General features: G+C 66.5%; 30 protein-coding genes and 3 tRNA genes. 21 read left to right on the forward strand and 12 right to left on the reverse strand.

Annotated elements, in window-relative coordinates:
* The first annotated feature begins 16 nt into the window (after window positions 1–16).
* From KKR91_RS00700 to KKR91_RS00710, 3 genes are all read left to right on the forward strand, one after another.
* Complete coding sequence (locus KKR91_RS00700) at window positions 17–1564, forward strand: APC family permease (RefSeq protein ID WP_210226949.1); 1548 nt, start codon at window positions 17–19, stop codon at window positions 1562–1564.
* A gap of 55 nt (window positions 1565–1619) precedes the next feature.
* On the forward strand, window positions 1620–1967 hold the full coding sequence (locus tag KKR91_RS00705; RefSeq protein WP_210226948.1) for a thiamine-binding protein: 348 nt from the start codon (window positions 1620–1622) through the stop codon (window positions 1965–1967).
* Between the two features lie 93 nt (window positions 1968–2060).
* On the forward strand, window positions 2061–2933 hold the full coding sequence (locus tag KKR91_RS00710; RefSeq protein ID WP_210226947.1) for a spermidine synthase: 873 nt from the start codon (window positions 2061–2063) through the stop codon (window positions 2931–2933).
* Window positions 2934–3019: 86 nt separating this feature from the next.
* Here the strand turns inward: KKR91_RS00710 and KKR91_RS00715 are convergent, their stop codons facing one another.
* Together KKR91_RS00715 and KKR91_RS00720 are read right to left on the reverse strand one after the other, a co-directional pair.
* Entirely contained in the window at window positions 3020–4450 is a 1431-nt protein-coding gene (locus KKR91_RS00715) for an NCS2 family permease (protein ID WP_210226945.1), read from the reverse strand.
* Window positions 4451–4643: 193 nt separating this feature from the next.
* Window positions 4644–5279, reverse strand: coding sequence for an NAD(P)/FAD-dependent oxidoreductase (locus tag KKR91_RS00720; RefSeq protein ID WP_210226944.1), 636 nt, complete (start codon window positions 5277–5279; stop codon window positions 4644–4646).
* A gap of 281 nt (window positions 5280–5560) precedes the next feature.
* Here KKR91_RS00720 and KKR91_RS00725 point away from each other — a divergent pair, with 281 nt between their 5' ends.
* Window positions 5561–6565 carry a universal stress protein gene (locus tag KKR91_RS00725; RefSeq protein ID WP_210226943.1) on the forward strand — a complete coding sequence of 335 codons (1005 nt, stop codon included), beginning with the start codon at window positions 5561–5563 and terminating at the stop codon, window positions 6563–6565.
* 19 nt (window positions 6566–6584) lie between these two features.
* Here the strand turns inward: KKR91_RS00725 and KKR91_RS00730 are convergent, their stop codons facing one another.
* Complete coding sequence (locus KKR91_RS00730; protein ID WP_210226941.1) at window positions 6585–7514, reverse strand: cation diffusion facilitator family transporter; 930 nt, start codon at window positions 7512–7514, stop codon at window positions 6585–6587.
* A 9-nt stretch (window positions 7515–7523) separates the two neighbouring features.
* Window positions 7524–7883: a metallopeptidase family protein gene (locus KKR91_RS00735; protein ID WP_210228175.1), complete on the reverse strand. Its 360-nt coding sequence runs from the start codon at window positions 7881–7883 to the stop codon at window positions 7524–7526.
* A 191-nt stretch (window positions 7884–8074) separates the two neighbouring features.
* Between KKR91_RS00735 and KKR91_RS00740 the strand changes: the two genes are divergently transcribed.
* From KKR91_RS00740 to KKR91_RS00780, 9 genes are all read left to right on the forward strand, one after another.
* Window positions 8075–8147 (forward strand) — tRNA-Glu (locus KKR91_RS00740).
* Between the two features lie 59 nt (window positions 8148–8206).
* Window positions 8207–8280: transfer RNA gene (locus KKR91_RS00745), tRNA-Asp, on the forward strand.
* Window positions 8281–8338: 58 nt separating this feature from the next.
* Window positions 8339–8414 (forward strand) — tRNA-Phe (locus tag KKR91_RS00750).
* A gap of 55 nt (window positions 8415–8469) precedes the next feature.
* Window positions 8470–8997, forward strand: a complete 528-nt coding sequence (locus tag KKR91_RS00755) for a pyridoxamine 5'-phosphate oxidase family protein (RefSeq protein ID WP_210226939.1) — start codon at window positions 8470–8472, stop codon at window positions 8995–8997.
* Between the two features lie 85 nt (window positions 8998–9082).
* The gene (locus KKR91_RS00760) at window positions 9083–9682 is read left to right on the forward strand and encodes an Asp23/Gls24 family envelope stress response protein (RefSeq protein ID WP_210226936.1); all 600 of its coding nucleotides are present in this window, start codon (window positions 9083–9085) and stop codon (window positions 9680–9682) included.
* Between the two features lie 39 nt (window positions 9683–9721).
* A complete protein-coding gene (locus KKR91_RS00765) occupies window positions 9722–9913 on the forward strand; it encodes a DUF2273 domain-containing protein (RefSeq protein WP_210226934.1) in 192 nt (63 codons plus the stop codon).
* A complete protein-coding gene (locus KKR91_RS00770; RefSeq protein WP_237687437.1) occupies window positions 9910–10302 on the forward strand; it encodes a hypothetical protein in 393 nt (130 codons plus the stop codon). The genes KKR91_RS00765 and KKR91_RS00770 overlap by 4 nt, the downstream gene beginning before the upstream one ends.
* Entirely contained in the window at window positions 10299–10883 is a 585-nt protein-coding gene (locus KKR91_RS00775) for a DUF6286 domain-containing protein (RefSeq protein ID WP_210226932.1), read from the forward strand. The genes KKR91_RS00770 and KKR91_RS00775 overlap by 4 nt, the downstream gene beginning before the upstream one ends.
* A complete protein-coding gene (locus tag KKR91_RS00780) occupies window positions 10880–11488 on the forward strand; it encodes a hypothetical protein (RefSeq protein ID WP_210226930.1) in 609 nt (202 codons plus the stop codon). Before KKR91_RS00775 ends, KKR91_RS00780 begins: the two co-directional genes overlap by 4 nt.
* Window positions 11489–11570: 82 nt before the next feature.
* On the opposite strand, the gene KKR91_RS00785 is transcribed toward KKR91_RS00780, so the two are convergent.
* From KKR91_RS00785 to nadE, 3 genes are read right to left on the reverse strand one after another with little or no spacing between them, the layout of a single operon-like run.
* The gene (locus tag KKR91_RS00785) at window positions 11571–12425 is read right to left on the reverse strand and encodes a DUF8083 family protein (protein WP_237687438.1); all 855 of its coding nucleotides are present in this window, start codon (window positions 12423–12425) and stop codon (window positions 11571–11573) included.
* A 2-nt stretch (window positions 12426–12427) separates the two neighbouring features.
* Window positions 12428–13231: an exodeoxyribonuclease III gene (locus KKR91_RS00790; RefSeq protein ID WP_210226929.1), complete on the reverse strand. Its 804-nt coding sequence runs from the start codon at window positions 13229–13231 to the stop codon at window positions 12428–12430.
* A 42-nt stretch (window positions 13232–13273) separates the two neighbouring features.
* A complete protein-coding gene (nadE, locus tag KKR91_RS00795) occupies window positions 13274–14098 on the reverse strand; it encodes an ammonia-dependent NAD(+) synthetase (protein ID WP_210226927.1) in 825 nt (274 codons plus the stop codon).
* A gap of 163 nt (window positions 14099–14261) precedes the next feature.
* On the opposite strand from nadE, the gene pyrE reads away from it, so the two are divergent.
* Window positions 14262–14831, forward strand: coding sequence for an orotate phosphoribosyltransferase (gene pyrE / locus KKR91_RS00800; RefSeq protein WP_210226925.1), 570 nt, complete (start codon window positions 14262–14264; stop codon window positions 14829–14831).
* Window positions 14832–14930: 99 nt separating this feature from the next.
* Entirely contained in the window at window positions 14931–15932 is a 1002-nt protein-coding gene (locus tag KKR91_RS00805; protein WP_210226923.1) for an alpha/beta hydrolase, read from the forward strand.
* A gap of 24 nt (window positions 15933–15956) precedes the next feature.
* Here the strand turns inward: KKR91_RS00805 and KKR91_RS00810 are convergent, their stop codons facing one another.
* Complete coding sequence (locus KKR91_RS00810) at window positions 15957–16763, reverse strand: HAD-IIA family hydrolase (protein WP_210226921.1); 807 nt, start codon at window positions 16761–16763, stop codon at window positions 15957–15959.
* Window positions 16764–16862: 99 nt separating this feature from the next.
* Here KKR91_RS00810 and KKR91_RS00815 point away from each other — a divergent pair, with 99 nt between their 5' ends.
* From KKR91_RS00815 to KKR91_RS00825, 3 genes are all read left to right on the forward strand, one after another.
* Window positions 16863–17516, forward strand: coding sequence for a TrmH family RNA methyltransferase (locus KKR91_RS00815; RefSeq protein ID WP_237686309.1), 654 nt, complete (start codon window positions 16863–16865; stop codon window positions 17514–17516).
* A 168-nt stretch (window positions 17517–17684) separates the two neighbouring features.
* Window positions 17685–18704 carry a class II fructose-bisphosphate aldolase gene (fbaA, locus tag KKR91_RS00820; protein WP_210226918.1) on the forward strand — a complete coding sequence of 340 codons (1020 nt, stop codon included), beginning with the start codon at window positions 17685–17687 and terminating at the stop codon, window positions 18702–18704.
* The gene (locus KKR91_RS00825; protein ID WP_210226917.1) at window positions 18704–19132 is read left to right on the forward strand and encodes a DUF3151 domain-containing protein; all 429 of its coding nucleotides are present in this window, start codon (window positions 18704–18706) and stop codon (window positions 19130–19132) included. The genes fbaA and KKR91_RS00825 overlap by 1 nt, the downstream gene beginning before the upstream one ends.
* Window positions 19133–19402: 270 nt before the next feature.
* On the opposite strand, the gene KKR91_RS00830 is transcribed toward KKR91_RS00825, so the two are convergent.
* Together KKR91_RS00830 and KKR91_RS00835 are read right to left on the reverse strand one after the other, a co-directional pair.
* A complete protein-coding gene (locus KKR91_RS00830; protein ID WP_210226916.1) occupies window positions 19403–19882 on the reverse strand; it encodes a DUF427 domain-containing protein in 480 nt (159 codons plus the stop codon).
* A gap of 159 nt (window positions 19883–20041) precedes the next feature.
* A complete protein-coding gene (locus KKR91_RS00835; RefSeq protein ID WP_210226915.1) occupies window positions 20042–20635 on the reverse strand; it encodes a hypothetical protein in 594 nt (197 codons plus the stop codon).
* A 230-nt stretch (window positions 20636–20865) separates the two neighbouring features.
* Between KKR91_RS00835 and KKR91_RS00840 the strand changes: the two genes are divergently transcribed.
* Window positions 20866–22155: an adenylosuccinate synthase gene (locus KKR91_RS00840; protein ID WP_210226914.1), complete on the forward strand. Its 1290-nt coding sequence runs from the start codon at window positions 20866–20868 to the stop codon at window positions 22153–22155.
* Window positions 22156–22270: 115 nt separating this feature from the next.
* On the opposite strand, the gene KKR91_RS00845 is transcribed toward KKR91_RS00840, so the two are convergent.
* Entirely contained in the window at window positions 22271–23263 is a 993-nt protein-coding gene (locus KKR91_RS00845) for a DUF2804 domain-containing protein (protein WP_210226912.1), read from the reverse strand.
* Between the two features lie 79 nt (window positions 23264–23342).
* The gene (locus KKR91_RS00850; protein WP_210226909.1) at window positions 23343–23840 is read right to left on the reverse strand and encodes a MarR family winged helix-turn-helix transcriptional regulator; all 498 of its coding nucleotides are present in this window, start codon (window positions 23838–23840) and stop codon (window positions 23343–23345) included.
* 65 nt (window positions 23841–23905) lie between these two features.
* On the opposite strand from KKR91_RS00850, the gene KKR91_RS00855 reads away from it, so the two are divergent.
* Together KKR91_RS00855 and KKR91_RS00860 are read left to right on the forward strand one after the other, a co-directional pair.
* The gene (locus KKR91_RS00855; protein ID WP_210226907.1) at window positions 23906–24733 is read left to right on the forward strand and encodes an alpha/beta fold hydrolase; all 828 of its coding nucleotides are present in this window, start codon (window positions 23906–23908) and stop codon (window positions 24731–24733) included.
* Window positions 24734–24831: 98 nt separating this feature from the next.
* Window positions 24832–25638: a carbon-nitrogen hydrolase family protein gene (locus KKR91_RS00860; protein ID WP_210226906.1), complete on the forward strand. Its 807-nt coding sequence runs from the start codon at window positions 24832–24834 to the stop codon at window positions 25636–25638.
* Window positions 25639–25840 lie beyond the last annotated feature (202 nt).

Consider the following 25840-nt stretch of genomic DNA (forward strand, 5'->3'; position numbering starts at 1 on the left):
GAACACGAGGACCACCGTGAGTCTCTTCCGAACAAAGCCCATTGAGGATTCCCTTGCAGATGCCGACGAGCCGGGACGCCGGCTGAAACGGACGCTGACAACCTGGGACCTCATGATCATGGGCGTCGCAGTTGCCGTCGGTGCCGGTATCTTCTCCGTGGGCGCAAATGCCGCAGCCAATTTCTCCGGCCCGGCCGTTACCCTCTCCTTCGTCCTGGCCGCCATCACCTGCGCCCTGGCGATCATGTGTTACGCCGAGTTTGCCACCGCCATCCCGGTGGCCGGATCCGCCTACGTTTTCACCTACGCCACAATGGGTGAGCTGGTGGCCTGGATCATCGGCTGGAACCTGATCCTGGAACTCTTCACCGCAGCGGCCGTAATCGCCAAGTACTGGGGTATTTACCTCAGCGAGGTGTTCAGCCTGCTGGGCCTGGATGTACCGGCCACGGTGGATCTGGGTGTTGTGGACCTGACCTGGGGTCCGCTGCTGATCGTGGCGGTCTTCACCGTCCTGCTGGTCATGGGAACCAAGCTGTCCGCGCAGGTGGGCAACGTCTTCACCCTGATCAAGATCGGCGTCGTGCTGTTCGTGATCATTGCCGGCTTCTTCTACGTGAAGGCCGAGAACTACATCCCCTTCATTCCGGACAGCGTTCCGACTGAGTCCCTGGGGACCGAGAGCGTGTTGCAGCAGTCGCTGTTCTCCTTCATGACCGGAGCCGCACCGGCCCAGTACGGCATGCTGGGCGTCTTCGCCGGTGCAGCCATCGTGTTCTTCGCCTTTATCGGATTCGACGTCGTCGCCACCTCGGCCGAGGAAGTGAAGAACCCGGGCAAGACCCTGCCCCGCGGGATCTTCGCCGGTCTGGCCGTGGTGACCCTGCTGTACATCGGCGTCTCGCTGGCCCTGACCGGCATGGTTCCCTACACGGAACTCGCCGCCGTCGAAAGCCCGAACCTCGCCACAGCCTTCACCCTGGTGGGCAATCCCTGGGCGGCGCAGGTGATCGCCGTCGGCTCACTGATCGGCCTCACCACGGTGATCATGGTGCTCCTCATGGGCCTGGCCCGCGTGGTCCTGGCGATGAGCCGCGACGGCCTGCTGCCGCGCGCACTTTCCCGCACCAGCGACAAGCACGCCACCCCCGCCCGGCTGCAGATCCTCTGCGGAACCCTGGTAGCACTGGTGGCCGGCTTCACGCAGGTGGATGTCCTGGAGGAAATGATCAACATCGGCACGCTTTCCGCCTTTGTGGTGGTCAGCGCCGGGGTCCTGGTCCTGCGCCGCAAGCGCCCGGACCTCAACCCTGCCTTCCGGGTGCCCTTCGGCCCGGTGCTGCCCGTGCTCTCGGCCTTGCTCTGCCTGTACCTGATGACCAACCTGGCCGTGGAGACCTGGATCTACTTCGCCGGCTGGCTGGTGGTGGGGTTCCTCATCTACTTTGCCTATGGACAGCGGAACTCCCGGCTGAACGAGAAGTTCAAGGACGTCCGAATCGCCGAGCGGGTTGCCTACGCCGAGCGGATCGAGCGCGAGCGAAGCTCGGCGCCCGAAGCCTAGCGACCGGCCGCCGCCGCTGCCTCTGGATCAGGGGCAGCGGTGGCAGACTGGGACCATGCTTGTTGCCTTCTCTGTAGCCCCGTCCGGCGTCGGTCCGGATTCTCCCGCAGGCCCCGAAGCGATGGATGCGTCGGTGCACGACGCCGTTGCTGCTGCCGTCAAGGTGGTCCGGGATTCCGGCCTGCCCAACCGCACCGACGCGATGTTCACCACCCTCGAAGGCGACTGGGACGAGGTGATGGATGTTGTCCGCCGGGCCACCGAAGCCGTGGGCCGCTACGGCAGCCGGGTGTCCCTGGTGCTGAAGGCCGACATCCGGCCGGGCCACACCGGTGAGCTCACCGGCAAGGTCCAGCGCCTCGAGGCCGCCCTGGAGCGGTCCGTGGATCAGGACGGGATGTAAGGGCACTTAAACTGGAAGCATGACCCCCACCATCAGCCGGAGCCCGGCCGCCTGCAGTCCCCGGACCAACCGGACACCCCGGTTGGTTTCCTGATGGGCCGGCAGCGTCCAGGCAAGGGGCCGGCCGATGCCGGGGAAACCCCCGCTGCGGCCGGCTCCGGGCCGGTAGCCGGCACCTTCCCCATCGACACCGGAACCTGCGAGCTCATCCCGGACCAGTTCAATTCCAACGGCTGGATCCTCAAGGTCAACGGCGTACACAGCTCCCATATCGACCTGGCGGATCCCCGCCAGCTGGATTTTGAGTACATGCGCTGGATCGCCGCCCTCGTGGACACGCACTGGGAAGCCGACGCCAAGCTGCGGGCACTCCATCTGGGAGGCGCAGCGTGCTCCATGGCCCGGTATTTTGCCGCCGGGTATCCGAACGCCCGCCAGGTGGTCGTGGAGCTTGACGGCCGCCTCGCCGAACTGGTCCGAGCCTGGTTCGACCTGCCGCGGGCACCCCTGATGCGGCTGCGCGTCGGGGAGGCGCGGGAAGTGACGGAAACCCTGCACGACGACAGCCGGGATCTGGTGATCCGCGACGTTTTTGCCGGCGCCAAGACACCGCCGGCCCTCACGACCCTTGAATTCACCGCCCAGGCAGCCCGGGTGCTCACGCCGGGCGGGCTGTACATCATGAACTGCGGTGACACGCCGGACCTGCGCGGTGCCCGCCGGGAAGCCGCCGCCGTCGCGGCCGTTTTTGCCCATACCGCCATCGTCGCGGATCCGGCGATGCTCAAGGGCCGGCGGTACGGGAATATGATCATCGCCGGCAGCGACCAGCCGTTCGCCCGGCATCCGTCCCTGCCGCGGACCCTTTTGGGCGGCGGCGTTCCGGCCCATCTCTGGGACGACGCGCAGGTCCGGGCGTTCGCCGCGGGCACCAGTGCCCTGACCGACGCGCAGGCGGCCGCCTAGCTGAAGGCCGGCGTCAACCAGCCAATAAAAAAGGCCGTCCGGAGTACAGGTGCACTCCGGACGGCCTTTTGCTGTGCCGGCGCGGCTTAGAGCCCGACGGCGGAAGAAATGGCGCCGACGGAGAAGAACAGCACAAAGGCTGCTGCGACAACGTACATCAGCGGGTGGACTTCCTTGCCCCGGCCCTGGAAGAGGCGGATCAGGGTGAAGGCGATGAAACCGGCGCCAAGGCCGTTCGCGATCGAGTAGGTGAACGGCATCAGCACGATGGTCAGGAAGGCGGGAACCGCCAGTCCAATATCGCTCCAGTCGATCTTGCCGACCTGCGAAACCATCAGGTAACCCACCACTACCAGGGCCGGCGCAACGGCCTCGAACGGCACCAGGTAGATCAGCGGGGTCAGGAACATGGCGACGATGAAGAGCAGGCCGGTGACTACCGAAGCCAGGCCGGTACGGGCGCCTTCGGCAATCCCGGAGCCGGACTCCACGAAGATCTGGTTGGAGGAGACGCCTGCCGCGCCGCCGGCCACTGCACCCGCGGCGTCAACCAGGAGCACGCGGTCCACGTTGGGGATGTTGCCGTCCTTGTCGATGGAACCGGCTTCCGTGGCCAGGCCCACCATGGTGCCCATGGCATCAAAGAAGATGCTGAGCAGGATCACGAAGGCCAGCAGGGAGGCTCCGACGACGCCGAGGGTCGAGAAGGAGCCGAAGACGCTCACCTGTCCCAGCAGGGACAGGTCCGGTGCTGCCCATTCCGGCATGCTCGGGGTGACCAGGGACCAACCTGTGGCCACGCCTGCGCCCTGGGAACCGGGGGAGGCCAGCAGCTCGATGACCACTGCGAGGATGGTGGAGGCGACAATGCCGATGAGGATGGCGCCCTTGACGTTGCGGGACATCAGCGCGATCGTCAGCAGCAGGCCGAACACGAAGACCAGAGTGGGCCAGCCCAGCAGTTGGCCGCCGTCACCAAGTTCCACGGGGACGGTGGTGCCCGCTGCATCCGGAATGCGGCGGACAAAGCCAGCGTTCACAAACCCCAGGAGGGCAATAAACATGCCGATGCCGACGACGATCGCAGTCTTGAGGCTGGCGGGAACAGCCTTGAAGACAGCGGTGCGGAATCCGGTCAGAACGAGGATGAACATGGTCACGCCCGAAAGCAGGACCAGACCCATGACGTCGGGCCAGGTCAGTCCGGGATTTGTCGCCACTGTGGCAGCGACGAAAGCGTTGACGCCGAGCCCGGTGGCCATCGCAAAGGGGTGTTTGGCCCAGGCACCCATGATGATGGTCAGCACGCCGGCAACCAGTGCGGTTGCTGCGGCTACGGCGGGACCGGCGAGGGAGTTGCCCATCGAGTCTTCGCCGCCAAGGATCAGCGGGTTCAGCACCACGATGTAGCTCATGGCGAAGAAGGTGGCCAGGCCACCCCGGACTTCGCGGGAAACGGACGAGCCCCTTTTGGAGATCTCAAAATACCGGTCCAGCTTTGAACCTTGTTTAAGCATGACGCTTCCTCTGAATGGGTGTCGGCTTTGGAGGGGAATCCCGCTTTTCGATCTTATCGCGCCGCGTTGTCGCGGCATGGCGGCTCACGTCTATGTGAAGCACGTCGAGCGATGTGAGATTCGTCGCCGGCGCTGCCGCCCGACGCCGCCGCCGGGCGCCGGCGTCGCCGCCGTCGGGCGGTCCCTGATGCCGCTACGCGGTAAAGGTGCGCAGCCGGGGACTCGAAAGATGAGCGGCGTTCCGGGCGGAGATGTCCTGCGCGGCCCGCTTGGCCTGGCGGACCAGTTCGCGGGTGGGAGCGCTGATGGCCTCGCCGGCCCCGACCAGGTACAGACCGGCGCCGCGCAGCGCGGAGCGGGGCTGCGGTGCGGAGGCAAAGCCGAGGGAACGGATCAGCCTGGCCAGCTGGGGTTGCCCGCAACCGGTCAGCACCACGGTATCGGCCAGCAGGACGCCCTCCTTGGTGTTGATGGCCCATTTCAGGCCGCGGGATACCGGGGCCGGAATGCCGGTGCCTCGCATCAGGTCCAGGCCGCGTGCGGCAGTGCCGCGGCGGATATCCAGTTCGTGCCCTGCCGCGTAGCCGCGCAGCAGCCGCAGCAGTTCGGTGCGCTCCGGCAGGCTGCCCGGATCCGGCGCCGGCTGCAGGGATGATGCGCCGTCGCACTCCAGTCCGTTCAGGACAACGGATTCCACGCCCTGGCGGCTCAGTTCGCTGGCTACCGCCAGTCCCGTCAGCCCGCATCCGATGATGACCGCGGCGGTCACCTCGGTGTGGGCGTCCGCCTGCTGGCCGCGGGCACGTCGGTTCGTTGGTGATCTACGCACAGCGTTGTCTCAGCACGGCGGCAACCCCCTGGGGTGGGTGAACCACGCGGCTTCCGGCGCCTCTTCCGGAGTCCGCGGCCCGTCCCGGACGGGACGGCTTGAGGGAACGATTGTCCGCAGACTATCTGCCTTTGCGCTCCCACGACAGCTCCGTTTTCGGAGTGTCGGAAGACCGGCTGCTGCGGGCTGCGGGCAGGGTAGGCTACGGAAAGAAAGACCCGTCGGTGCCATCACCGCAGACGCCCGGCGGCATAGACGTGGAGCGAGAGGGGCTCGGCACTGTGAGCGATTCAATCTGGAATGAAGACGGTGCGCTGGCGGGATCGCCGGGCATCGTTGTTGGGGTGGACGGCTCGGACCAGAGTATCTGCGCCCTTGTATGGGCGGCCAAGGAAGCCGAACGCCGCCGCGCCCCGCTGCATGTGGTCACTGCTTACACGGTGCCCATCTTCGCTGCCTCCTCCATGGATGCCGGCTACACGACCATGGACGACGCGATTATCCGCGAGGGCGCTCAATCGGTGCTGAACAAGGCGCTGGAACGGATCAGCCAGTATCCGATCGAGGTCTATCCGCGGGTGGAAACCGGCGATGCCGCAGCGGTGCTGCTGGAGCTGTCCGAAGAGGCAGAGCTGATGGTGGTGGGCTCGCGTGGCCGCGGCGGATTCGTGGGACGCCTGCTCGGTTCGGTCTCCAGCGCGCTGCCCGCGCACGCCAAGTGCCCAACCGTGGTGGTCCCGCTGCGCACTGCCGGGCGGCTTCCCGAGGCAGGGGTCCGTCCGCCGGCCGGAGCGCCCACGGAACAGACTGTCGAGGACGTGGTGGTCGTGGGCGTCGACGGCTCGGAACAGGGGAGGGCCGCCTCCCTCGTGGCAGCCGAGCAGGCGCAGAGCCGCGGCCTGCCGCTGCAGATCCTGTGCGCCTTGCCGCCATTCAGCGGATCCCTGGCCTGGGTGCCCGCGCCCTTGGACCTCGAAGCGCTCCACGCGGAAATCTCGGACCAGCTGCGGGCCGGCCGGGTCTGGCTGCAAAGCCACTTTCCGGACCTGTCGATGTCCGTGCAGCTGATCGACGGTCCGCCCGCGGAAATCCTGATTGACCGCACCTCCTCGGTGGAGCTGCTGGTGCTGGGCACCCGGGGCAGGGGCGGCTTCGCCGGCATGCTGCTGGGCTCCACCAGTCAAAGCGTGCTGCACCATGCCCGGGGGCCGCTCATGGTGGTGCCGGACCACGAGGATCCGCGGCTGGACAACCGGGCAGACTTCGGTTCCCTGCCGGAGGAATAGCCGGGGTTACAGCGGCCGGTCAGGCGTGCTGGTGACCCTCGTGCACGGCGTGGCTGGCCGGTTCGAGCTGGAAGGTGCAGTGCTCGGTGTCGAAGTGATCGCTGAGGCAGCCGGTCAACCGGTCCAGCAGGCGGTCCATCCCCTCCGAGGTGAGGTGTTCATCCTCCACCACCACGTGGGCCGAGAACACGGGAACGCCGGAGGTGATGGTCCAGATGTGGATGTCGTGCGCATCCGAGATGCCCGGCACCCTGACGATGTGGTCGCGGATCATCTCGGTGTCCACGCCCTGCGGCGTGGCTTCCAGTAGGACGTCGATGACTTCCTTGAGCAGCGACCAGGCCCGCGGCAGGATCATCAGGGCAATGAGGATGGAAGCCCACGTGTCGGCCTGCTGGTAACCGGTGAGCATGATGACGACGGCGGAGACAATGACTGCGGCCGAGCCGAGCAGGTCGCCCAGGACCTCAAGGTAGGCACCCCGCACATTCAGGCTTTCGCGCCGCCCGCTGTGCAGCACCAGCAGTGAGGCGAGATTCGCGAGCCCGCCGATCGCCGCCGCCCAGAGCATGACGCCGGTGTGTACCTCGGGCGCCGATCCGATTCGGCGGATGGCCTCGGTGAAGATCACTGCGGCAATGATGATCAGCAGTACGGCGTTGGCCAGCGCAGCCAGGACCTCTGCCCGCTGATAGCCGTAGGTGCGCCGCTTCGTGGGTGGCCGGGTGGCGATCCAGGCCGCAAGCAGGGCAATCGAAACCCCGGCGGCGTCGGACAGCATGTGTCCGGCGTCGGCCAGCAGGGCCAGCGATCCGGAAACCAGCGCACCGGCCACCTGGACAAAAACCACGCTGATGGTGATCAGGAAAACGATCAGGAGTTTGCGGCGGTGCCGGCCGGTAGCGGTGCCCGAGGGCAGCCCGTGACTGTGCCCGTGATGATCTCCCATACCTTAAGGCTAGCCCCAGCCCAGTTCATGCAGCCGCGCGTCGTCGATGCCGAAGTGGTGGGCGACCTCGTGGATGACGGTGATGCGGATTTCATCGATCAGCTCGTCACGGGAGGAGCACATGCGCATCAGTGGCCCGCGGAAAATGACAATCCGGTCCGGCAGTGAACCGGCATCCCACCAGGAATCCCGTTCCGTCAGCGGCGTTCCCTCATAGATGCCCAGCAGTTCCGTCGCCGGATCCTCGCCGGGGGCCGGCACATATTCATCCTCGATGAAGATCGCGACGTTGTTCATGGCCGCGGCCAGGTCCGCCGGGATCGAGTCGATGGCATCATCAACGGCGGTTTCGAAGTCTTCCGGAAGCATCTCTATCGGCACCTACGCCACTGTAGTGCCCGCGGCTGGAAGTCCCTCGGTCGTCCCTCGGTCGTCCCTCGGGGGGCCATCCGGGCGGCCGATTTTGCTGTTTGCCCATACAGGCCCTATAGTTTTATGAGTCCACCGGGCCGCAAACGAACGGAAACTTCCGCTCAGAGCGTCCTGTGTGTGTTCTAAAGGCCCCCATCGTCTAGCGGCCTAGGACACCGCCCTTTCACGGCGGCGGCACGGGTTCGAATCCCGTTGGGGGTACTCAGGAGTGGTAATTCGACCGGAGAAATGCTGGTAGAGTTGACACTCGTGAAAAGTATGGCCCTGTAGCGCAGTTGGTTAGCGCGCCGCCCTGTCACGGCGGAGGTCGCGGGTTCGAGTCCCGTCAGGGTCGCTCAGATTTTCTGAAGCGATTTGGAAGATCTCGGTGATCATCGGTAGCGATGATGCCCGGCTCTGTAGCTCAGTTGGTAGAGCGTTCGACTGAAAATCGAAAGGTCACCGGATCGACGCCGGTCGGAGCCACCAGCTAAAACCCCGAACTCAATGAGTTCGGGGTTTTTCTTTGTCTGGCGACGTTTCCGTGCCCCGCCCTTCCCTGCAGCCGCTGGCTGCGCTTGACTGGTCCGGACGCGACTGGGAGGCAATGATGGCTGTAGATGCGCACGGATCGGCGGGGGAATCCGGGTCCGAATGGGACACCGCAGCGTCCCACCGCAGCGAGGACCTGACGGAAACCGAATGCTGGGCCCTGCTGGCCGGCAACGGCACCGGAAGGGTCGCATACGAGGACAACGGCCGGGTGCTGGTTTTCCCGGTCAACTATGTGGTCCACGAGCAGGCCGTCTATTTCCGGACCGCCCGCGAAGGTGTCCTGGGTGGTGGTCTGGATTTCCGGAACGCCTCGTTCCAGATCGACGATCACGATTCCACCCGGATGGACGGTTGGTCGGTCCTCCTCAGCGGCCGGGCGGAGGCTGTCCAGGACCCCGGCCTGCTGAGTGCCCTCTGGGGACGGCGGATGGACGAGCCCTGGGGCGGCGGAGCGCGGGACGTGTTTATCGGCATCGAGCCCTCGGTCCTCACCGGGCGCCGGGTGGGAATGCGCTGATCGGTTGAAATGCGCCGGGTATATGCCGTTCAGGGGCCATCCGGTGCCTGCACAAATAACAGGGCTGCAGGATACGCTGGGCAGCATGGATGATGCCCAGAATGTGAACCGTCCCGCCGCCCGGGGGGCCTCCGCTGCCGCGGCTGCGCCCGACCCGGTGACCCGTCCGGCGCAGGGGCCCACCACGCCGCAGGGGTCCGCAGGCGTCGCAGTGCCTCCTGCCCCCACGGTGCCGGCCCCGGAAACGGCTGTCCGCCCCGAGGACGTTGGCGGTAAAACGGCCATCGGTGAACAGGCAGTAGCGAAGGTTGCTGCCTTCGCCGCCCGTTCAGTGGATGGTGTTTATGCCCTGGGCAGCGGCTCCGGACGAGCACTTGGCGCCGTCCGCGATGCGGTGGGCGGCTCAAGCGCCACGCAGGGGGTCCATGTGGAGGTTGGCGAAACCGAGGTGGCCGTGGACATCACCCTGGTGGCCCTGTACGGGACGCCGCTGACCCGGATTGCCGATAACGTGCGGGCGGCGGTCTATTCGGCGGTGGAATCCCTGGTTGGGCTGCGCGTCGTCGAAGTAAACGTGGACGTGAACGATGTGCACATTCCCGGCGCAACCGAAGGCCGGCCCGAGAAGGAACGCACCGGGGCCTCCCCGGCTCCGGAAAGCGGCACCGGAACCCAAGCGGTATAAGGTCGAAAGAGTCAGGAATCACCGTAAAAGGCAGGGACAATGAAACCAACCGTTACCGGCATGGCAATCGGGGCCGTCCTGGCCTTCACCGCCCTGCTTTTCGATTTCTGGGGATTCCTGTTGATGGCGCTCTTCATCGCTGTGGGAGCCCTGTGTGGCCGCGCCGCGGAGGGCAAGGTCGACTTCCGCACCGTCCGTGACGCACTTTCCGGACGCCGTTCATCCTCGTGAGCGCCTCAGCCCTGCCTGCTGCCCTGCCCGGCAGCAAGCCCGGCCTGGCCGGGCACACCAGGATCAGCACCCAGGCGCTGACCTCCACGGCCAAGGCAGCAGCCGCAGAGTTTTTCCGCGTACCGCCCGCACAGGTCCGGGTGAGCTGGTCCGATGACCAGGGCATGCTGGCCCTGTCCCTCGCCCTGCCGGTCAGCATCCCCCCGCTTCAGCGCATTGCAGCGGACCCGGATCTCGTTGCCCGCACCGGAGGCTCGGCCTGGGACCGCGCGCACGCCGCCAAGCCCGTGCTCAGGGACACGGTGACGGCGCTGACCGGATCCGTGGTCTCCCGAGTGGATATCCGCATCACCGGTGTCCGCGTCGAGGAGGGAAGCCGGGTCCGATGAGTACCAATGACGTTTTGACCCGGCGGATCGTGCGCCGCGAGACCCATGCCAGCCGCACCGTTGCCGCCATGGCCGCCGCCTTCCTGGGCATCCTGTTCTGCCTCTATGTCCTGCTCGAAGCCACCCTGCAGGCCCTGGGTCAGGACGCCTGGCTCACCGATCCGGGCGCCCTCGGCGCCTGGCTCGCCGGCCTGCCCGCCGGGGCGGACTCCGCGGTGCTGGGCCTGAGCGGACTGCTGATCCTGGTGGCGGGACTGGCGTTCTTCCTGCTGGCCGTGCTGCCGGGCCGCCGCGCACGGTACGCGCTGCCCAACCCGCGGGCCGCCGTCGTCGTCGATGCGGAGGTGCTGGCCTCGTCGCTGGCCCGCCGCGCGCGGCTGACCGCCGGCGTCACGCCCGAGCAGGTGCTGGTCACCGTGGGCCGCGGGCGCGTGGACGTACGGATCCGCCCCACCTCCGGCGTGCCGGTGAACGGTGAAACCGTGCGGCAGGCCGTGGCGGAGGAACTGCAGCTGACCGGGTTGCAGCCGCAGCCGGAGGTCCGCGTGCAGGTCTCCACGCTCGGGGTGATCGGCCAGTGAACAGGACCCCGCGCACCCTGAACCGCATTTTGCTGGGACTGCTGGGCCTGGTTCTCGCCGGCGTTGGCGGCGGGCTGCTGTGGATCAGCCTCGATCCCCGGGCCGCCCGCACCTGGCAGGAGTTCGCACCGAAGGCCCAGGAGGACTTGCAGGACCTGGGCGGACAGACCCAGCTGTCCGGCCAAAGCTGGATCTGGATGGTGCTATCGCTGGCCATGATCGTGGCGATCGTGCTGCTGATCCTGTGGGCTGCAGCCCAAGGCCGCGGCCGCACCGGCACCTTGGTTTCGGAGTACGACGACGACGGCGGAGTTCCGGGCAGGGTGGCAGTCAGCAGCGCCATGGCGGAACAGGCGCTGCGCTCGGCCCTGCAGGAAGACCCCAACGTTTCCTCGGCGGCAGTGAGCACCTATGACGTGCGCGGAGGCCCGGCCCTGCGGGTACGGATCCAGCCGCGGCAGGGCGCCGCCCCGCAGGTCATCGCGGCCGACGCCACAGCACTGGTGGAGGCCCTCGACGCCGCGCTGGGACGGAAAACGCCGGTGCTGATCAGCATTGATGCCGGCCGGAAACTGCGCTTCAGCCGCGAGGACCGGGTCCGCTAGCCTCGGCCGGGATCCGCTAGCCTCGGCCGGGATCCGCCGGCCGGTGCGCGCTGCCGATCCGCCGGCCAGTGTGCGGCAGGCGTCAGCTGGCGCGGGCGAGCTGCCGGATCGGAATCCAGCGGTTGGCCAGCCGCCGGTAGGAGGCCGCGGCGCCGGTCATGTCACCCTCGGCCAGGGACTCGATGCCCAGCCGCACATCGGACGGGGAATCGTCGGGAAAGACCAGATCCGCTACCGGGCCATAGTCCAGTTCCAGCACGGCGTCCTCGGAGAAGATCTCCAGCCAGGTGGTGAGCTCAGCCAGCTCGTCCAGCAGGTCCAGCTCGGGAGCGGCCAGGGCCAGCGCCGCCGTTGCCCGCCGGGCCCGGTCGATGCACTGATTGACCGGCGCAGCGAGCCTGACGGTCTGGACCCGGCCATCGTCCTCCACTACCTCGGCATGGTCTTCCTCATGCAGCAGCACAAACCAGCCGAAGGGCACGCCCCACGTCGCGCTGCGGGTGTGCAGCCGGGCGAGCGAATCGGCGAAGGAATCGGGGTCGATCCGGGCTGCATGCGCCTCCCGTGCCACCTCCGGCACCAGCACGTCCACCAGGGGTCCGCGGATGCTCTCACCCAGGGACTCCGCGGCAAGCGAAGCCCGGACGGCCAGCTGGTTGGGGCAGTACAGGCGGCGGGTGCTGCCCTCATGGTCGGGATAGTGCAGCACCCGCACCAGGTCCGTTGACCCGTGCGGGAAGGGATCGGAGACCGCACGGACCAGCCGCCGCACGGCGTCGCTGCGCTCCTGGACCTCGGTTTCGTGGCGCCCGCGGGTCCGCTGCTCCATGATCGCCAGCTGCTGGTCGTCGTCGAACACGTCCAGCGGTTCGTAGACGCGGAGGTGCGACACGTAGGGGAACGTGCGGTACAGGGAGCGCTGGGGGCGCGTGCTCACGGTCAGGCCAGTTCCACAATGACGGGGGCGTGGTCGGATGCGCCCTTGCCCTTGCGCTCTTCGCGGTCAATGGAAGCGCCGGTAACGCGGGCGGCCAGTGCGGGCGAACCCAGGACGAAGTCGATGCGCATGCCTTCCTTCTTCGGGAACCGCAGCTGCGTGTAGTCCCAGTAAGTGTAGACACCGGGGCCGGGCGTGTAGGGGCGGGTGACGTCGGCAAATCCGGCGTCCAGGAAGGCGCGGAACGCCTGCCGCTCGGGTTCGCTGACGTGCGTGTGGTTCTCCCGGCGGAACAGCTCGATGTCCCAGACATCGTCATCCTGCGGGGCGATGTTCCAGTCGCCCATCAGGGCCAGCTGCAGCTCCGGGTTTTCCTTCACCCAGCCTGCGGCCTGGTCCTTGAGCGTGTCCAGCCACTGCAGCTTGTACGGCATGTGGGGATCATCCAGCGACCGGCCATTGGGGACGTACAGGCTCCACACCCGCACACCGTTGCAGGTGGCGCCGATGGCGCGGGCCTCCGAGGCGACGGTGGCCTCGGTCTTCCCGAACGTGGGCTGGTTCGGGAAGGTACGCTCGACGTCGTCAAGCCCCACCCGGGAGGCGATGGCGACGCCGTTCCACTGGTTCACGCCGAAATGCGCCACCTCGTAACCGTTGTTTTCAAACAGCTCCCACGGGAAATTCTCGTCCTTGGCCTTCGTTTCCTGAATGGCCAGGACGTCGACGTCGGAGCGCCGCAGCCAGGCTTCGACGCGGTCGGCACGGGCACGGATGGAGTTTACGTTCCAGGTAGCAATCTTCACCCTTGCTACGTTACCGAATCCGCTGCCGGATCAGGGCATGCCTCAGGGCTTCCACCACGTATCCAGCACGCTGACCGGGACCGTGCGCTTGTGCCGCGTCATCAGGAACCGGCGTTCGATCTTCTCTGCCGCGTCCACGGGTACGTCCCGGCCCTCAAGGTAATCGTCGATCGTGTCGTAGCCGATCCCCAGCTCCGTCTCGTCGGTCTGGCCCGGGGCATCGTCCAGCAGGTCAGCGGTGGGAGCCTTGCTGATCAGCCCCGCCGGGGCACCCAGCTCAGCAAGCAGCTGCCGGTTCTGCCGCTTGTCCAAACCGAACAGCGGCAGGATATCCGCGCCGCCGTCGCCGAACTTGGTGAAAAACCCGGTGACTGACTCGGCGCCGTGGTCGGTGCCGATGACCAGCAGGTTGTGCTGGCCTGCCACCGCATACTGTGCGGTCATGCGGACCCGGGCCTTGATGTTGCCCTTGTTGAAATCGGTGATGCTCTCGCCCGTCATCTTCACGTATTCGTCTTCGAACCCGTCCACGGCCGGCTGCACGTTGTAGACCAGGGACTCGGACGGCGCGATGAAGTCCAGTGCCGCCTGGGCGTCCTCTTCGTCATGCTGGACCTTGTAGGGCAGGCGCAGGGCGATGAACCGCGCGTCGGTGCCTTCGGCCTTCAGCTCGTCAACGGCCAGCTGGGCAAGCTTGCCCGCCAGGGTGGAGTCAACGCCCCCGCTGATCCCCAGCACAAAGCCGTTGGTGTGGGAGGCAGCGGCGTAGGCCTTGAGGAAATCGACCCGGCGGCGGATTTCTTCGCCGGCGTTGATTTCGGGCTGCACGCCCATTTCCGCGATGATTTCAGCTTGTAGTTGGCGCATGTGCTCCACCCTATATCCGTGTGCCGCACAGTGCCCGGAAAAGGGCCACCGGTTTCGCGGCTGCTGCCCGTCCCGGCAGCCCGTGTATTCACGCTTCGCCACATAGGAGGGCGAAACAGGCGGCAAGGACTGCCGGGCCGCGACCCGTCGCTAGGATTGAGCCATGACATCGCCTGCAATTGCCCCGTCCCGTGCCCGGCTGCTGGAACTGATCGGCGACCTGGCCGTGGTCCGCGGCAAAGTGACGCTTTCCTCCGGCGCCGAGGCGGACTATTACATTGACCTGCGCCGGGTCACCCTGCACCACGAGGCGTCGGTGCTGGTGGGCGACGTGATGCTGGAGCTGATCAACGGCGCCGGGATCTCCTTCGAAAGCGCGGGCGGGCTGACCATGGGCGCCGACCCGGTGGGTACCGCCGTCATGCACGCTGCGACCCGCGCGGGCCGCGCCGTCGACGCCTTTGTGGTGCGCAAGGCCCAGAAGTCCTACGGTATGGGGCGCCAGGTCGAAGGACCGGATGTGGCCGGCCGCAACGTAGTGGTCCTGGAGGACACCTCCACGACCGGCGGCTCTGCGCTGACAGCCGTGGAAGGCGTGCGCCGGGCCGGCGGCAACGTGGTGGCGGTGGCCGTCATCGTTGACCGGGACACCGGGTCGAAGGAGCGCATCGAGGCCGAGGCCGGCGTTCCATACCTGTATGCCTTCGGCAAGGATGAACTGGGCCTGGATTAGGGGCTGCGCCGGCACGGGGATTTCCGGTCGGGCGGCCACGAGTCCTGCGGCTACCAGCCCGGCCGCCTGCTCGACTCGGACCAGCCGGAGGCGCAGGCCATGATGGATGATCCGGCAGACTTCCTGCGGTCCGCGGAGGACCTCAAACGGTTTTCCCGCCGCCGTTTCCTCGCCGGCAGCACCCTGGGCCTCACCCTGGCCGCCGACCTCTTTGTCACCCGGCTGATCCAGCGCTACCGGAATGACCTGGAGATCCTGCGGGTCCGTGACGACACTGCCGAGCGCCGTTTTCCCGCCGCCTCCTGGTTCCTCTTTCCCGGCTATAAAACCAGCTGGGAGGAGACGGTCTGGATCCTGAATTCGCTGCGCCCGGCCCTGGCCACGCGCGGCCAGCTCGCCGGCGTCGGCTACTCCAACACCGGCCTGGACGTGGACGACATCGTGGCGGCCGTGTACCGCTACATCCGCAACCACCAGCTGCGGCGCATCTACTTTTACGGCCACAGCTTCGGCGGCATGCTGGCTGTCGAGGTGGCCGCCAGACTCCTCGAGCGCGGGGTCGCGGTGGAACTGGTCATCCTGGATTCCACCCCGGCCGGGCCGCAGGATGTCCTGGGCAGCGCCATGTTCGAAGGCGTGGCGGCGCTGTACGACGCCGGCTACCGGATTCCCAGCGTGCTCCGCGGCGGCTACGAGCTGGGGGAGAGGGTGCTGCACAAGGACGAGCGGACCTGGAACACGGTGCTGGACCAGACCCTCGAGCAGCTCTCGCCGCTGGCGCCGTCGTCCACCCTGATCCAGTCCGAGGCCTCCTACATCTACCACTTCAACCCGCGGCTGTACGCCTCCGCGCTGGGCACGACGTCCCTGGCGTTCATCGGAAACCCGGAGGACACCACGGTTGACTACGACGGCGCACGGGCGGAGTGGGCAGCAGTGTTTCCGCGGAACCTGGTCTCGGCCGCCCAGGTCACCGAGGGAGCCCGCCCGGCGCATGCGAGCCCCCAATGGAATCCCGGCGTTTACCAGCAGGTGGTGCGGGAGGTGTTGCGGAGGTACTCCCCGCCGGAACAGGGCGGCGGGCTGAAGTCCCTGTTCTAGGCCGCGCCTGGACTTGTGGGGGTCCTAGACCGTGGTGATCAGGTCCGCCACCGAGTTGACCACCTGGGTGGGCCGGAACGGGTAGCGGTTGATGTCCTCGCGCTGGGTGATGCCGCTGAGCACCAGGACTGTGTGCAGCCCGGCCTCGATGCCCGCGACGATGTCGGTGTCCATCCGGTCGCCGATCATGGCCGTGGTTTCGGAGTGCGCGTCGATCTTACGCATCGCGGAGCGGAACATCATGGGGTTGGGCTTGCCCACGATGTACGGTTCCATGCTGGTCGCGGCAGTGATCAGGGCGGCGATGGCGCCGGTAGCCGGCAGCACGCCCTCCTGCGAGGGCCCGGTGACGTCCGGATTGGTGGCAATAAACCGGGCACCGCCCAGGATCAGGCGGATGGCCTTGGTGATGGTGCCGAAGGAATAGGTGCGGGTCTCGCCCAGCACCACGTAGTCCGGATTGGTGTCGGTGAGGATCATGCCGGCCTCGTGCAGCGCCGTCGTCAGCCCCGCCTCGCCCACTACGAAGCAGCGGCCCGGCGCTCCGGTGTTCTTGACCTGGTCCTTGAGGAACTCGGCGGTCGCCAGGGCGGAGGTCCACAGGTTCTCTTCCGGCACTTCCAGGCCGGAGGCGCGCAGCCGCGCAGCGAGGTCCCGCGGGGTGTAGATCGAGTTGTTCGTCAGCACCAGGAACCGCTTGGAGGTGGCCACCCAGCGCTCAATGAGTTCGGCTGCACCCGGAATCGGATGGTTTTCATGGACCAGCACGCCGTCCATGTCCGTCAGCCAGCATTCAATGTTCTCGTTTTCGCCCACACTGTTCCTTTTCATCACACGCGGCCCGGGTGTCCCCGGTGCCGCTGTTGCCCCGCGATCGTGCGGCCCAGTCTTTCACCTTACGCTTGAAGGGTGATAGAGAGCGTTGAACAATTGCCGGACCGTCCCGTTGAATCAGCAGAAACCGTCCCCACGCACCAGGTGGGAGTGGGTCCCTGGGAGGGGCCGCTGCCCGAGGGGGACCACTGGGATCCCGAGCTCCTGGCCAACGGCGATGCCCGCAACGTCGTTGATGAATACCGGTACTGGAACCACGACGCCATTGTCGCGGACCTGGACACCCGCAGGCATCCGTTCCACGTGGCCATCGAAAACTGGCAGCACGACTTCAATATCGGCACCGTGGTGCGCACGGCCAACGCCTTTATGGCCAAGGAAGTACACATTATTGGACGACGCCGGTGGAACCGCCGCGGTGCCATGGTCACCGACCGCTACCAGCACGTGCGCCACCACCCTACGGTGGAGGACTTCGTGGAGTGGGCCCGCAGCGAGGAACTGGCGATCATCGGCATCGACAACTTCCCGGACTCCGTTCCGCTGGAGACCTACGAGCTGCCGAAGAACTGCGTGCTGGTCTTCGGGCAGGAGGGCCCCGGGCTGAGCCCTGAGGTCCACGCCGCGGCCGACGCCACCCTGTCGATCGCCCAGTTCGGCTCCACCCGGTCCATCAACGCCGGTTCCGCGGCTGCCATTGCCATGCACGGCTGGATCCGGCGGCACGTCTTTGGCCAGCGGGTGAAGTGAGGCGCCGCTTCACGGGAAGCTAACGCCGTCGTCGTACTCGGGCGGTGCGCAAGTAACAGGGCCTAATGCCAACGGGACACTTGTGGCTAGGATGTAAGGAGCCAATGAGGGCCTGGCTCTGACGTTTACCGGCCCTGCCGTAGATCGACCTTTCCACGAGGAGTCAGCATGCCTATTGCAACCCCTGAGATTTATGCCGAGATGATCGACCGTGCGAAGGCGGGGGGATTTGCGTACCCGGCAGTGAACGTCACCTCGTCGCAGACGCTGAACGCGGCCCTGGCCGGGTTCGCCGAGGCAGGCTCCGACGGGATCGTCCAGGTCTCCACCGGCGGTGCCGCGTACTGGTCCGGTGCCAAGGTCAAGAACATGGTCACCGGCTCCCTGGCCTTCGCCGCGTATGCCCGCGAGGTCGCCAAGAGCTACAACGTGAACATCGCCCTGCACACGGACCATTGCCCCAAGGACAAGCTCGACGACTTCGTGCTGCCCCTGCTGGCCGCTTCCGAAGCTGCCGTCAAGCGCGGCGAGGACCCCATTTTCAACTCGCATATGTGGGACGGTTCGGCGGAAACGCTCGAAGAGAACCTGCGGATTGCCCAGGACCTGCTCGCCCGCACCCATGCCGCGAAGATGATCCTCGAAGTGGAAATCGGCACCGTGGGCGGCGAGGAAGACGGCGTGGAAAACGCCATCAACGACAAGCTTTACACCACCGTGGTGGACGGCATGAAGACCATCGAAGCGCTGGGCACCGGCGACAAGGGCCGCTACATCACCGCCCTGACCTTCGGCAACGTGCACGGTGTGTACAAGCCCGGCGGCGTGAAGCTGCGTCCGGAAATCCTCAAGGACATCCAGGACGCCGTGGGCGAGTCCATCGGGAAGGAACGCCCGTTTGACCTCGTCTTCCACGGCGGTTCCGGCTCCTCCGCACAGGAAATCTCCGACGCGGTCTCCTACGGCGTCATCAAGATGAACATCGACACCGACACCCAGTACGCCTACACCCGGCCCGTCGCGGACCACATGTTCCGCAACTACGACGGCGTACTGAAGGTCGACGGCGAGGTCGGCAACAAGAAGCAGTATGACCCGCGTGTGTGGGGCGCATCGGCGGAAGCCGGTATGTCAGCCCGCGTGATGGAAGCAGCCCAAACCCTAGGATCGGCAGGCAAGTCCCTCTAATGTCAGATGAATTCCGTAAGAACCTGCTCGGCCCCGAGCCCACCTACCTGCCCGAGGAGTCCGACGTCGTCGCCCGCCTTGAGGCCGGCGACGAAGCCGTGGATCTGGCAGCGCAGCACCCCACCTCCTCACAGGTGTGGGCCATCCTCGCCGATGAGGCCTTCGACGAGGGCCGCACCATCGAGTCCTACGCCTACGCGCGGGTCGGCTACCACCGCGGCCTGGATGCGCTGCGGCGTTCCGGCTGGCGCGGCGCCGGACCCATCCCCTGGGAGCATGTCCCCAACCAGGGCTTCCTGCGCGCGCTCTACGCGCTGGGCCGGGCTGCTGCAGCCATCGGCGAGTCCGAGGAAGTGGACCGCATCACCAAGTTCCTCAATGAGTCGGATCCGCAGGCCAAGGTCGCCATCGAGGGCCGCGCGTCCTAAGCACCGGCTGTAAACCGGCGGTCCCTGAGTTCCGGGGGCCGCCGGTTTGCTTTGTCCGGGGCCGATCCCTTTCGGCCGCCAGGTTCTTTTGCTGGCCGTACGTTCGCGGTCGCCGTCGTGCGTCGCCGTCGTGGTGCGTCGAGTGTCGGGATGCTGCGGGGAATTCCCACCGAGTGACGGGGCGATGCCGCCATCCGGCCCGAAAAGCGGCACCTACCCGACAGTCGAGCGGACCGAGGGGGTGAACCTGGCCGATGAACGCCGGGCCGGCTACCACCCGCCGGTGCCGGGGGCTCCCTTGAACGGACCCGTGACGCGTCCGGTGATCCAGCCGCCATAAAAGTCGCCCTCCTGCGGCTGCACCTCCTCGCCGTCCACCGTGCAGCGGTCCATTTTCCCTGGGTAAACAGCCGCCCGGCTGGCGAGCAGGCCGTAGCCGGGGACCGGATCGGGATAGGTCCAGGCAGCCCGGGCGGCGCGGGTGCTGCCGGCAACCACATCGAAGTAGGAGGCCCGGCCCTTGAATTCACAGAACGTGGAACCGCTGGCCGGAACCAGCACGTCCGGGGCGAAGTCCTCCAGCGGAATGTAGTAGACCGGCGGGTGGCTCGTTTCCAGGACGCGGACGGCAGAGGTGGTATCGGCCACCAGCTCCCCGCCGAGGAACACCTGGACATGCTCGGAGGTGGGTTCCACCCGTGGGGGCCGCGGATAATCCCAGACGTTCTCCTGCACCTGCTGCTGTGCCATGGCCAGCCTTTCTGTTGCCGGCCGCAGCCGGGCTTGGTCCCGTGGTCCGGGTTAAGGAATGCTTCGGAACCGGACCGGCAGCGGATGGGGCCTGCCGGTACGCGTTTCCCGCTGGGAGCCCTCCCTCGGGGAGTTACGTGATCTGGGCGAAGAAATTGCTTAGGAAACGATGCTGGTAGTCACGGCAACAATCTGCGGGGCCGACGGGGTGGAGCTGAACCCGAAGTGCACGGGCGGGTCGATCGGGCCGAGGGCGCCCATCTCCCGGCCCTCCCACGTGGCATCCGCCCGCTCAATGGAGCGGATCGACCGAACGCCGTAGTACTCGCGGCGCTCGCCACCCGCAGAGCCAGCCGTACGGACCCCTGGAACCAGCAGACCGGCCACGGGGTTGATAGCCGCGAGCCAGCGCGGATGCACGGCCAGGGCCGGGGGCACCTGCTCCAGCAGCCGCCCCAGCAGGGTCCGTGCGCCCAGCGACAGATTCAGCCGGAGCGGACCGGCGCTGACCAGAAGGTTCACAGCCGTCAGGCGGGCCCGGACGTCCACCACATCCACCGCATCAAAACTGTAGGTGCCGCCGATGTACTCCGCGACGGCCGGGTTCGGAGCCAGCAGGAGCCGGGAACCAGCCTTATTTTCAGCCATCACATCGGTAAATGCCCCAAACGGCGACTCCAGCCAGTGGCCCACCACCAGCCGGGTGCCCGAGGCGGTGCCGATACCGGCGATGTACCCACGAAAACGGTCCATCCGGCCACGGTACGTGAAGGATGTGACAGCGAATACCCGTTCTGGTGCTGCGGAAAGGGCCGCGGACGTACAATCGGCTAAACTTGCTAGGTAAGAGCCCCGCGACTCCTGCTTGACTCGGATTTCAGTCTTTTCCGGTCCGGCCTGCGAGTTCAGGGGCGTTCTCATGCACGGAAGCGGATCGCGCCGTCGGCGTTATTCCCCTTTCGTAACTAATGGGGGAGGATCCCATGCCCGCAATTGTCATCGTCGGCGCCCAGTGGGGCGACGAAGGTAAAGGTAAGGCCACTGACCTGCTCGGGGGCCGTGTCGACTACGTCGTCAAGCCCAACGGCGGAAACAACGCCGGCCACACCGTCGTCGTCGGCGGTGAAAAATACGAACTCAAACTGCTGCCGGCCGGAATCCTGAGCCCCAACGCCATTCCCGTGATCGGCAACGGCTGCGTGGTGAACCTCGAGGCGCTCTTCACTGAAATCGACGGCCTCGAAGCGCGCGGCGCTGACACCTCCAAGCTGCGGATCTCCGCCAACGCGCACCTGGTGGCACCGTTCCACCAGGTGATGGACAAGGTCACCGAGCGTTTCCTGGGCAAGCGTGCCATCGGCACCACCGGGCGCGGCATCGGCCCGGCGTACATGGACAAGGTCGCCCGCCTCGGCATCCGGGTGCAGGACATCTTCGACGAGTCCATCCTGCGCCAGAAGGTTGAAGGCTCGCTGCGCCAGAAGAACCAGCTGCTGGTGAAGGTCTACAACCGCCGCGACGTCGACGTCGAAGAGGTTGTCGAGTACTTCCTCTCCTACGCGGACCGGCTGCGGCCCATGGTCATCGACTCCACCTACGAGCTGAACCGGGCGCTGGACGAGGGCAAGGTTGTCCTGATGGAAGGCGGCCAGGCCACGTTCCTGGACGTGGACCACGGCACCTACCCGTTTGTGACGTCCTCCAACCCGACGGCCGGCGGCGCCTCCGTGGGCTCGGGCATCGGCCCGACCCGGATCACCCGCTCCGTGGGCATCATCAAGGCCTACACCACGCGTGTCGGTGCCGGTCCGTTCCCCACCGAGCTCTTCGACGACATGGGGCTGTACCTGCAGAAAACCGGCGGCGAGTTCGGCGTGAACACCGGCCGCCCGCGCCGCTGCGGCTGGTACGACGCCGTGCTGGCGCGCCATGCCTCGCGCGTGAACGGTTTCACGGACTACTTCGTGACGAAGCTGGATGTCCTCACCGGCATCGAGCAGATTCCGGTGTGCGTTGCCTACGACGTCGACGGCGTGCGGTTCGATGAGATGCCGATGACGCAGACGGACTTCCACCACGCCAAGCCGATCTTCGAGTACTTCGACGGCTGGACCGAGGACATCACCGGCGCCCGGACCCTCGATGACCTGCCCAAGAACGCCCGGGACTACGTGCTGGCGCTGGAAAAGATGTCCGGTACGCGGTTCTCCGCGATCGGCGTCGGCCCGGACCGCGACCAGACCATCGTGGTGCGGGACCTGATCGCCGAGTAGCGAACGGTTTCAGCCCCGACAAAGGCCCGGCAGCTGTCGCTGCCGGGCCTTTTGCGTGCCCTGCCCACGGTGCGGCTCCGCCCAGCGGCGCCGGTCCTGGCCCAGGGCCTCCGCCCTACCAGCGGTGCCGGGCCTCCTCGATCCAGCCGGTCAGCCCGTCGAGGGAGTAGCTGGTGCCGTCCGGGGTGCGGGCCGTTCCGGTCCAGCTGCCGAAGGCCTGCCAGATCTCCGAGGAAATGACCACTGCCTTGGTGGCCGATTTCCGGCGGTGGAAGGGGGTGAGCACCGCGTCGATCCAGGGTCCGTGCACCGTCCAGGTGGACGCCGGATCGTTGAGGTCGTAAGTGAACTCCAGCTCGCCGTCGTAATGGTGCAGCCGGCCGTCCACGATCAGGGCGTTCTCGGTGGCCGGGGTGCCGGCCGTCCATTGACCGCCGATCTGCAGGCCGATCCGGGTGCCGTCCACAACGCCGGATCCGGCGCCCCAGGTCCAGGTGGTCCGGTACGGCCACCTGCCGCGGCCGCGGTCCAGCACGGCAAAGGCGCCCTCGCCCACGGTGAAGGTTTTGCCGTCCACGGTGACGGTGCCGGAAACACTGCGGGCCACGTCCTTGAGCGTGTACTGGAAGCGGTTCTCGGACCAGGGCACCACCACGCCCAGCACATCGCCCTCGGCCGCCGCATAGAGGTCCACCTCCACCCGCGGGGAACGGGCGCGCAGGTGGGTGCCGCCGTCGTCGTCGTGAAAGCGCAGCGAGACACCGCCCGCCGACCCCAGCGCCGTCAGCGGCGGCAGGGTATCCGGCAGCTGGATGTCGGCCGCGGAGGGCAGGATCTTCAGCGGCTCAATGCTGATTTCCTTGCCGGTGTCCCGATCCAGGACGTAGATCTGCAGGCTGGCGGCGTAGCCGAGATTCACCAGGGTCATACCCAGGGCCAAATCCGGCGTCAGCACGCCCCAGTACTCCCAGCGCTTGGTCCGCAGCCGGGACGCAGGGCCGCCCGGCAGTGGAGTGCGGTGCAGGGGAGTGCGGGAGTAGCCCACGGCTTCCGGATTCAGGGTTCCGCGGGCAGTGGTCAGATCGGTTGGCAGCGTGAGTTCGTCCATGCGGCCCCAGTCTAGACGGGGGCGCTCTCAGTTTCCGGCAGTCCGGACACGGCGGTCGGGCGCGCCTCTCCTGGCCAGCTCAGCGCTTCCCTTCGCTTTCCTGTCTCACCTGCCGCGTGGCAGACAGGATGTCCTGCAAGGTTTGCATCGCTGCTTCAAAACGTTGCTCGCCCGCATATGCGCCCCAGGCCTCTTCGAGCTCCCGGACCTTGGACGAGGCATCGCGTAGGAGCTGCATTCCTCGGGGGGTAGGAAAGATCAGCTTCGCCCGCGCGTCGGATGGATCGGGCCTGCGTTCCAGGTATCCCAGTGCCTGCAGCTCATTCACTAACTCTGAGGTAGCTGCGAGGCTTAGCTGCGCCCTGGCTGCAAGGCGAGTCAGGCGGATTCCCTTGATGCCGATATTGCCGGTGATCTGCAGGTGGGCCGGCCGGAGGTCGCTGTAACCGCGGCCGTCCGCCGCGTCCAGGAGCTCGTGCCGGAATTCGGCCAGCAGGCGGACCAGCAACTGTCCGACGGGAAGTCTGCTCGGCCCCGGGTTTTGGGAAGGGAAATCTCTTGACGGAGGAAGCGGCATGGAGGAGAGTCTAACAATAAGCTTCGGAAACCGAAGCATTCTTAGAAAATCCTAGGGAGACAGCCATGAAGACGGCAATGTCCTCGGCCATGGTCGACACCGGACTCGGACCACTCAAGGTCCGCCGAACGGGAGCCGGAGAGCCGGCAATCCTCTGGCACAGCATGTTCGTTGATTCAGAAACCTTCGCTGACGTGGTTCAGGAGTTGGGTCGGGACCGCGAACTGTTCCTAATCGACGGTCCTGGACACGGTGGCAGCCCCGGCCCGCGGAAGCTCTATTCGCTGCAGGACTGCGCAACGGCTGCCGCTGCCGTTATGGTTGCCCTCAACATTGCCGGCCCCGTCGACTGGGTGGGAAACGCGTGGGGCGGACATGTTGGCATTCTTTTTGCCGATCGTTTCCCCACCCGCTGCAGGACGCTGACCACCATCGGCACTCCGGCCTACCCCCTTCCCAAAGCGATGCGCCTGAAGACCAAATTGCTGGTCAACCTCTACCGGGCACTGGGTCCTGATCCGTTCCGCAAGACGGTGACGGAAGCGCTGGTGGGGCACAACGCGGCGACAACCGCTCCGGATGCCGCCCGCACCGTTTCAGAGGCCTTTCAAAGAGGCGACAGGCGGGGCAAATACTGGGCCATGCGATCACTGATGCTCCGCCGGCCGGACCTGCGGCCGGTTCTTCCACGGATACAGGTACCCACCCTAATGATGTCGGGGCGCGATGATGCTATGAACGACGCCGGCGAAGCTGAACGCGCGGCGCAGGCCATGCCGGCGGGTCAATTCCTGAGGGTGCCCGGCGGTGGGCACGTGGCGCCGCTTCTCATGGCATCCGCTCAGGTCACTGGCCTTATCCGGGAATTCTGGTCCGCCAACCGTGAGCGGTAGCCGCGCCAGGACAACGCTCAACCATGCCCTAACCTTCGAAGACCTGCACTAGGCTGGGGAAACCCTCGGAATCCCTGGCACAAGAGAAGGCGGTTGGCATGTTCGTGAGCGTAGGCCAGTTCAGTCCCACGGGCGACGTCAACGAGAACCTTGACGTGATGCGGTCGCTGGCGGCCAAAGCGAAGGCAGACGGTTCCGAGCTGGTGGTGTTCCCCGAGGAATCCATGTTCAGCGTGGGCAAGGTCGAGGGACCGCTGGCCGCGGCCGTCGACGCCGGCTGGAGTACCTTTGTCCAGCAGCTCTCGTTGCTGGCAGCGGAACTGGGCATCGCCGTCGTCGCCGGCGGCTACGAATCCAGCGGCGAGGACCGGCCGTACAACACGCTGGTGCTGATCGAGGCCACCGGCAGGATCGCCGACACCTACCGCAAGCTGCACCTCTACGATGCGTTCAGCTACTCCGAGTCCACGCGGATCAAGCCCGGCGACGGCGGTGTGAAGGTAGTGGACCTGGGCGGCATCCGGGTGGGCCTGATGACGTGCTACGACATCCGGTTCCCTGAACTGGCGCGGGCCCTGACCGACAAGGGTGCCGACCTGCTGGCCGTACCGGCCGCCTGGTTCAAGGGCGAACACAAGATCGAGCACTGGGAAACGCTGCTCAAGGCCAGGGCCATTGAGAACACGGTGTGGGTTGCCGCCGCCGGCACCTCCAGCCGGCATACCGTGGGGCACTCGGCCATCCTCGATCCGATGGGGGTGGCACATGCCTTCCTCGCCGACGAAGAAGAGGCAGTGGTCACCGCCGACGTGACCCGTAAACGGATTGATGACGTCCGCGAGTTCCTTCCGGTCCTCAAGAACCGGCGGTTTGCGGAAAACGAAACGATTATTTCCGCCGGCTAAGCGGCCAGTATGACGGCCGGGAAACTACTTTCAGCATTGCGTGACTTTTTGGCATTGCCCAACGATTACATCCTTGGAACGGCCGCACCGAGGCTTATCCCCCCAACGAGCCCCGGTGCGGCCGTTTCGTCATCTTCATATGCGTTATAGCCGGGAGGGTAAGATTTGGGGCGCGCCCACCTTCCGCGAGGGAAAGACCCCA

The organism is Arthrobacter jiangjiafuii (assembly GCF_018622995.1).
Taxonomy (GTDB): domain Bacteria; phylum Actinomycetota; class Actinomycetes; order Actinomycetales; family Micrococcaceae; genus Arthrobacter_B; species Arthrobacter_B jiangjiafuii.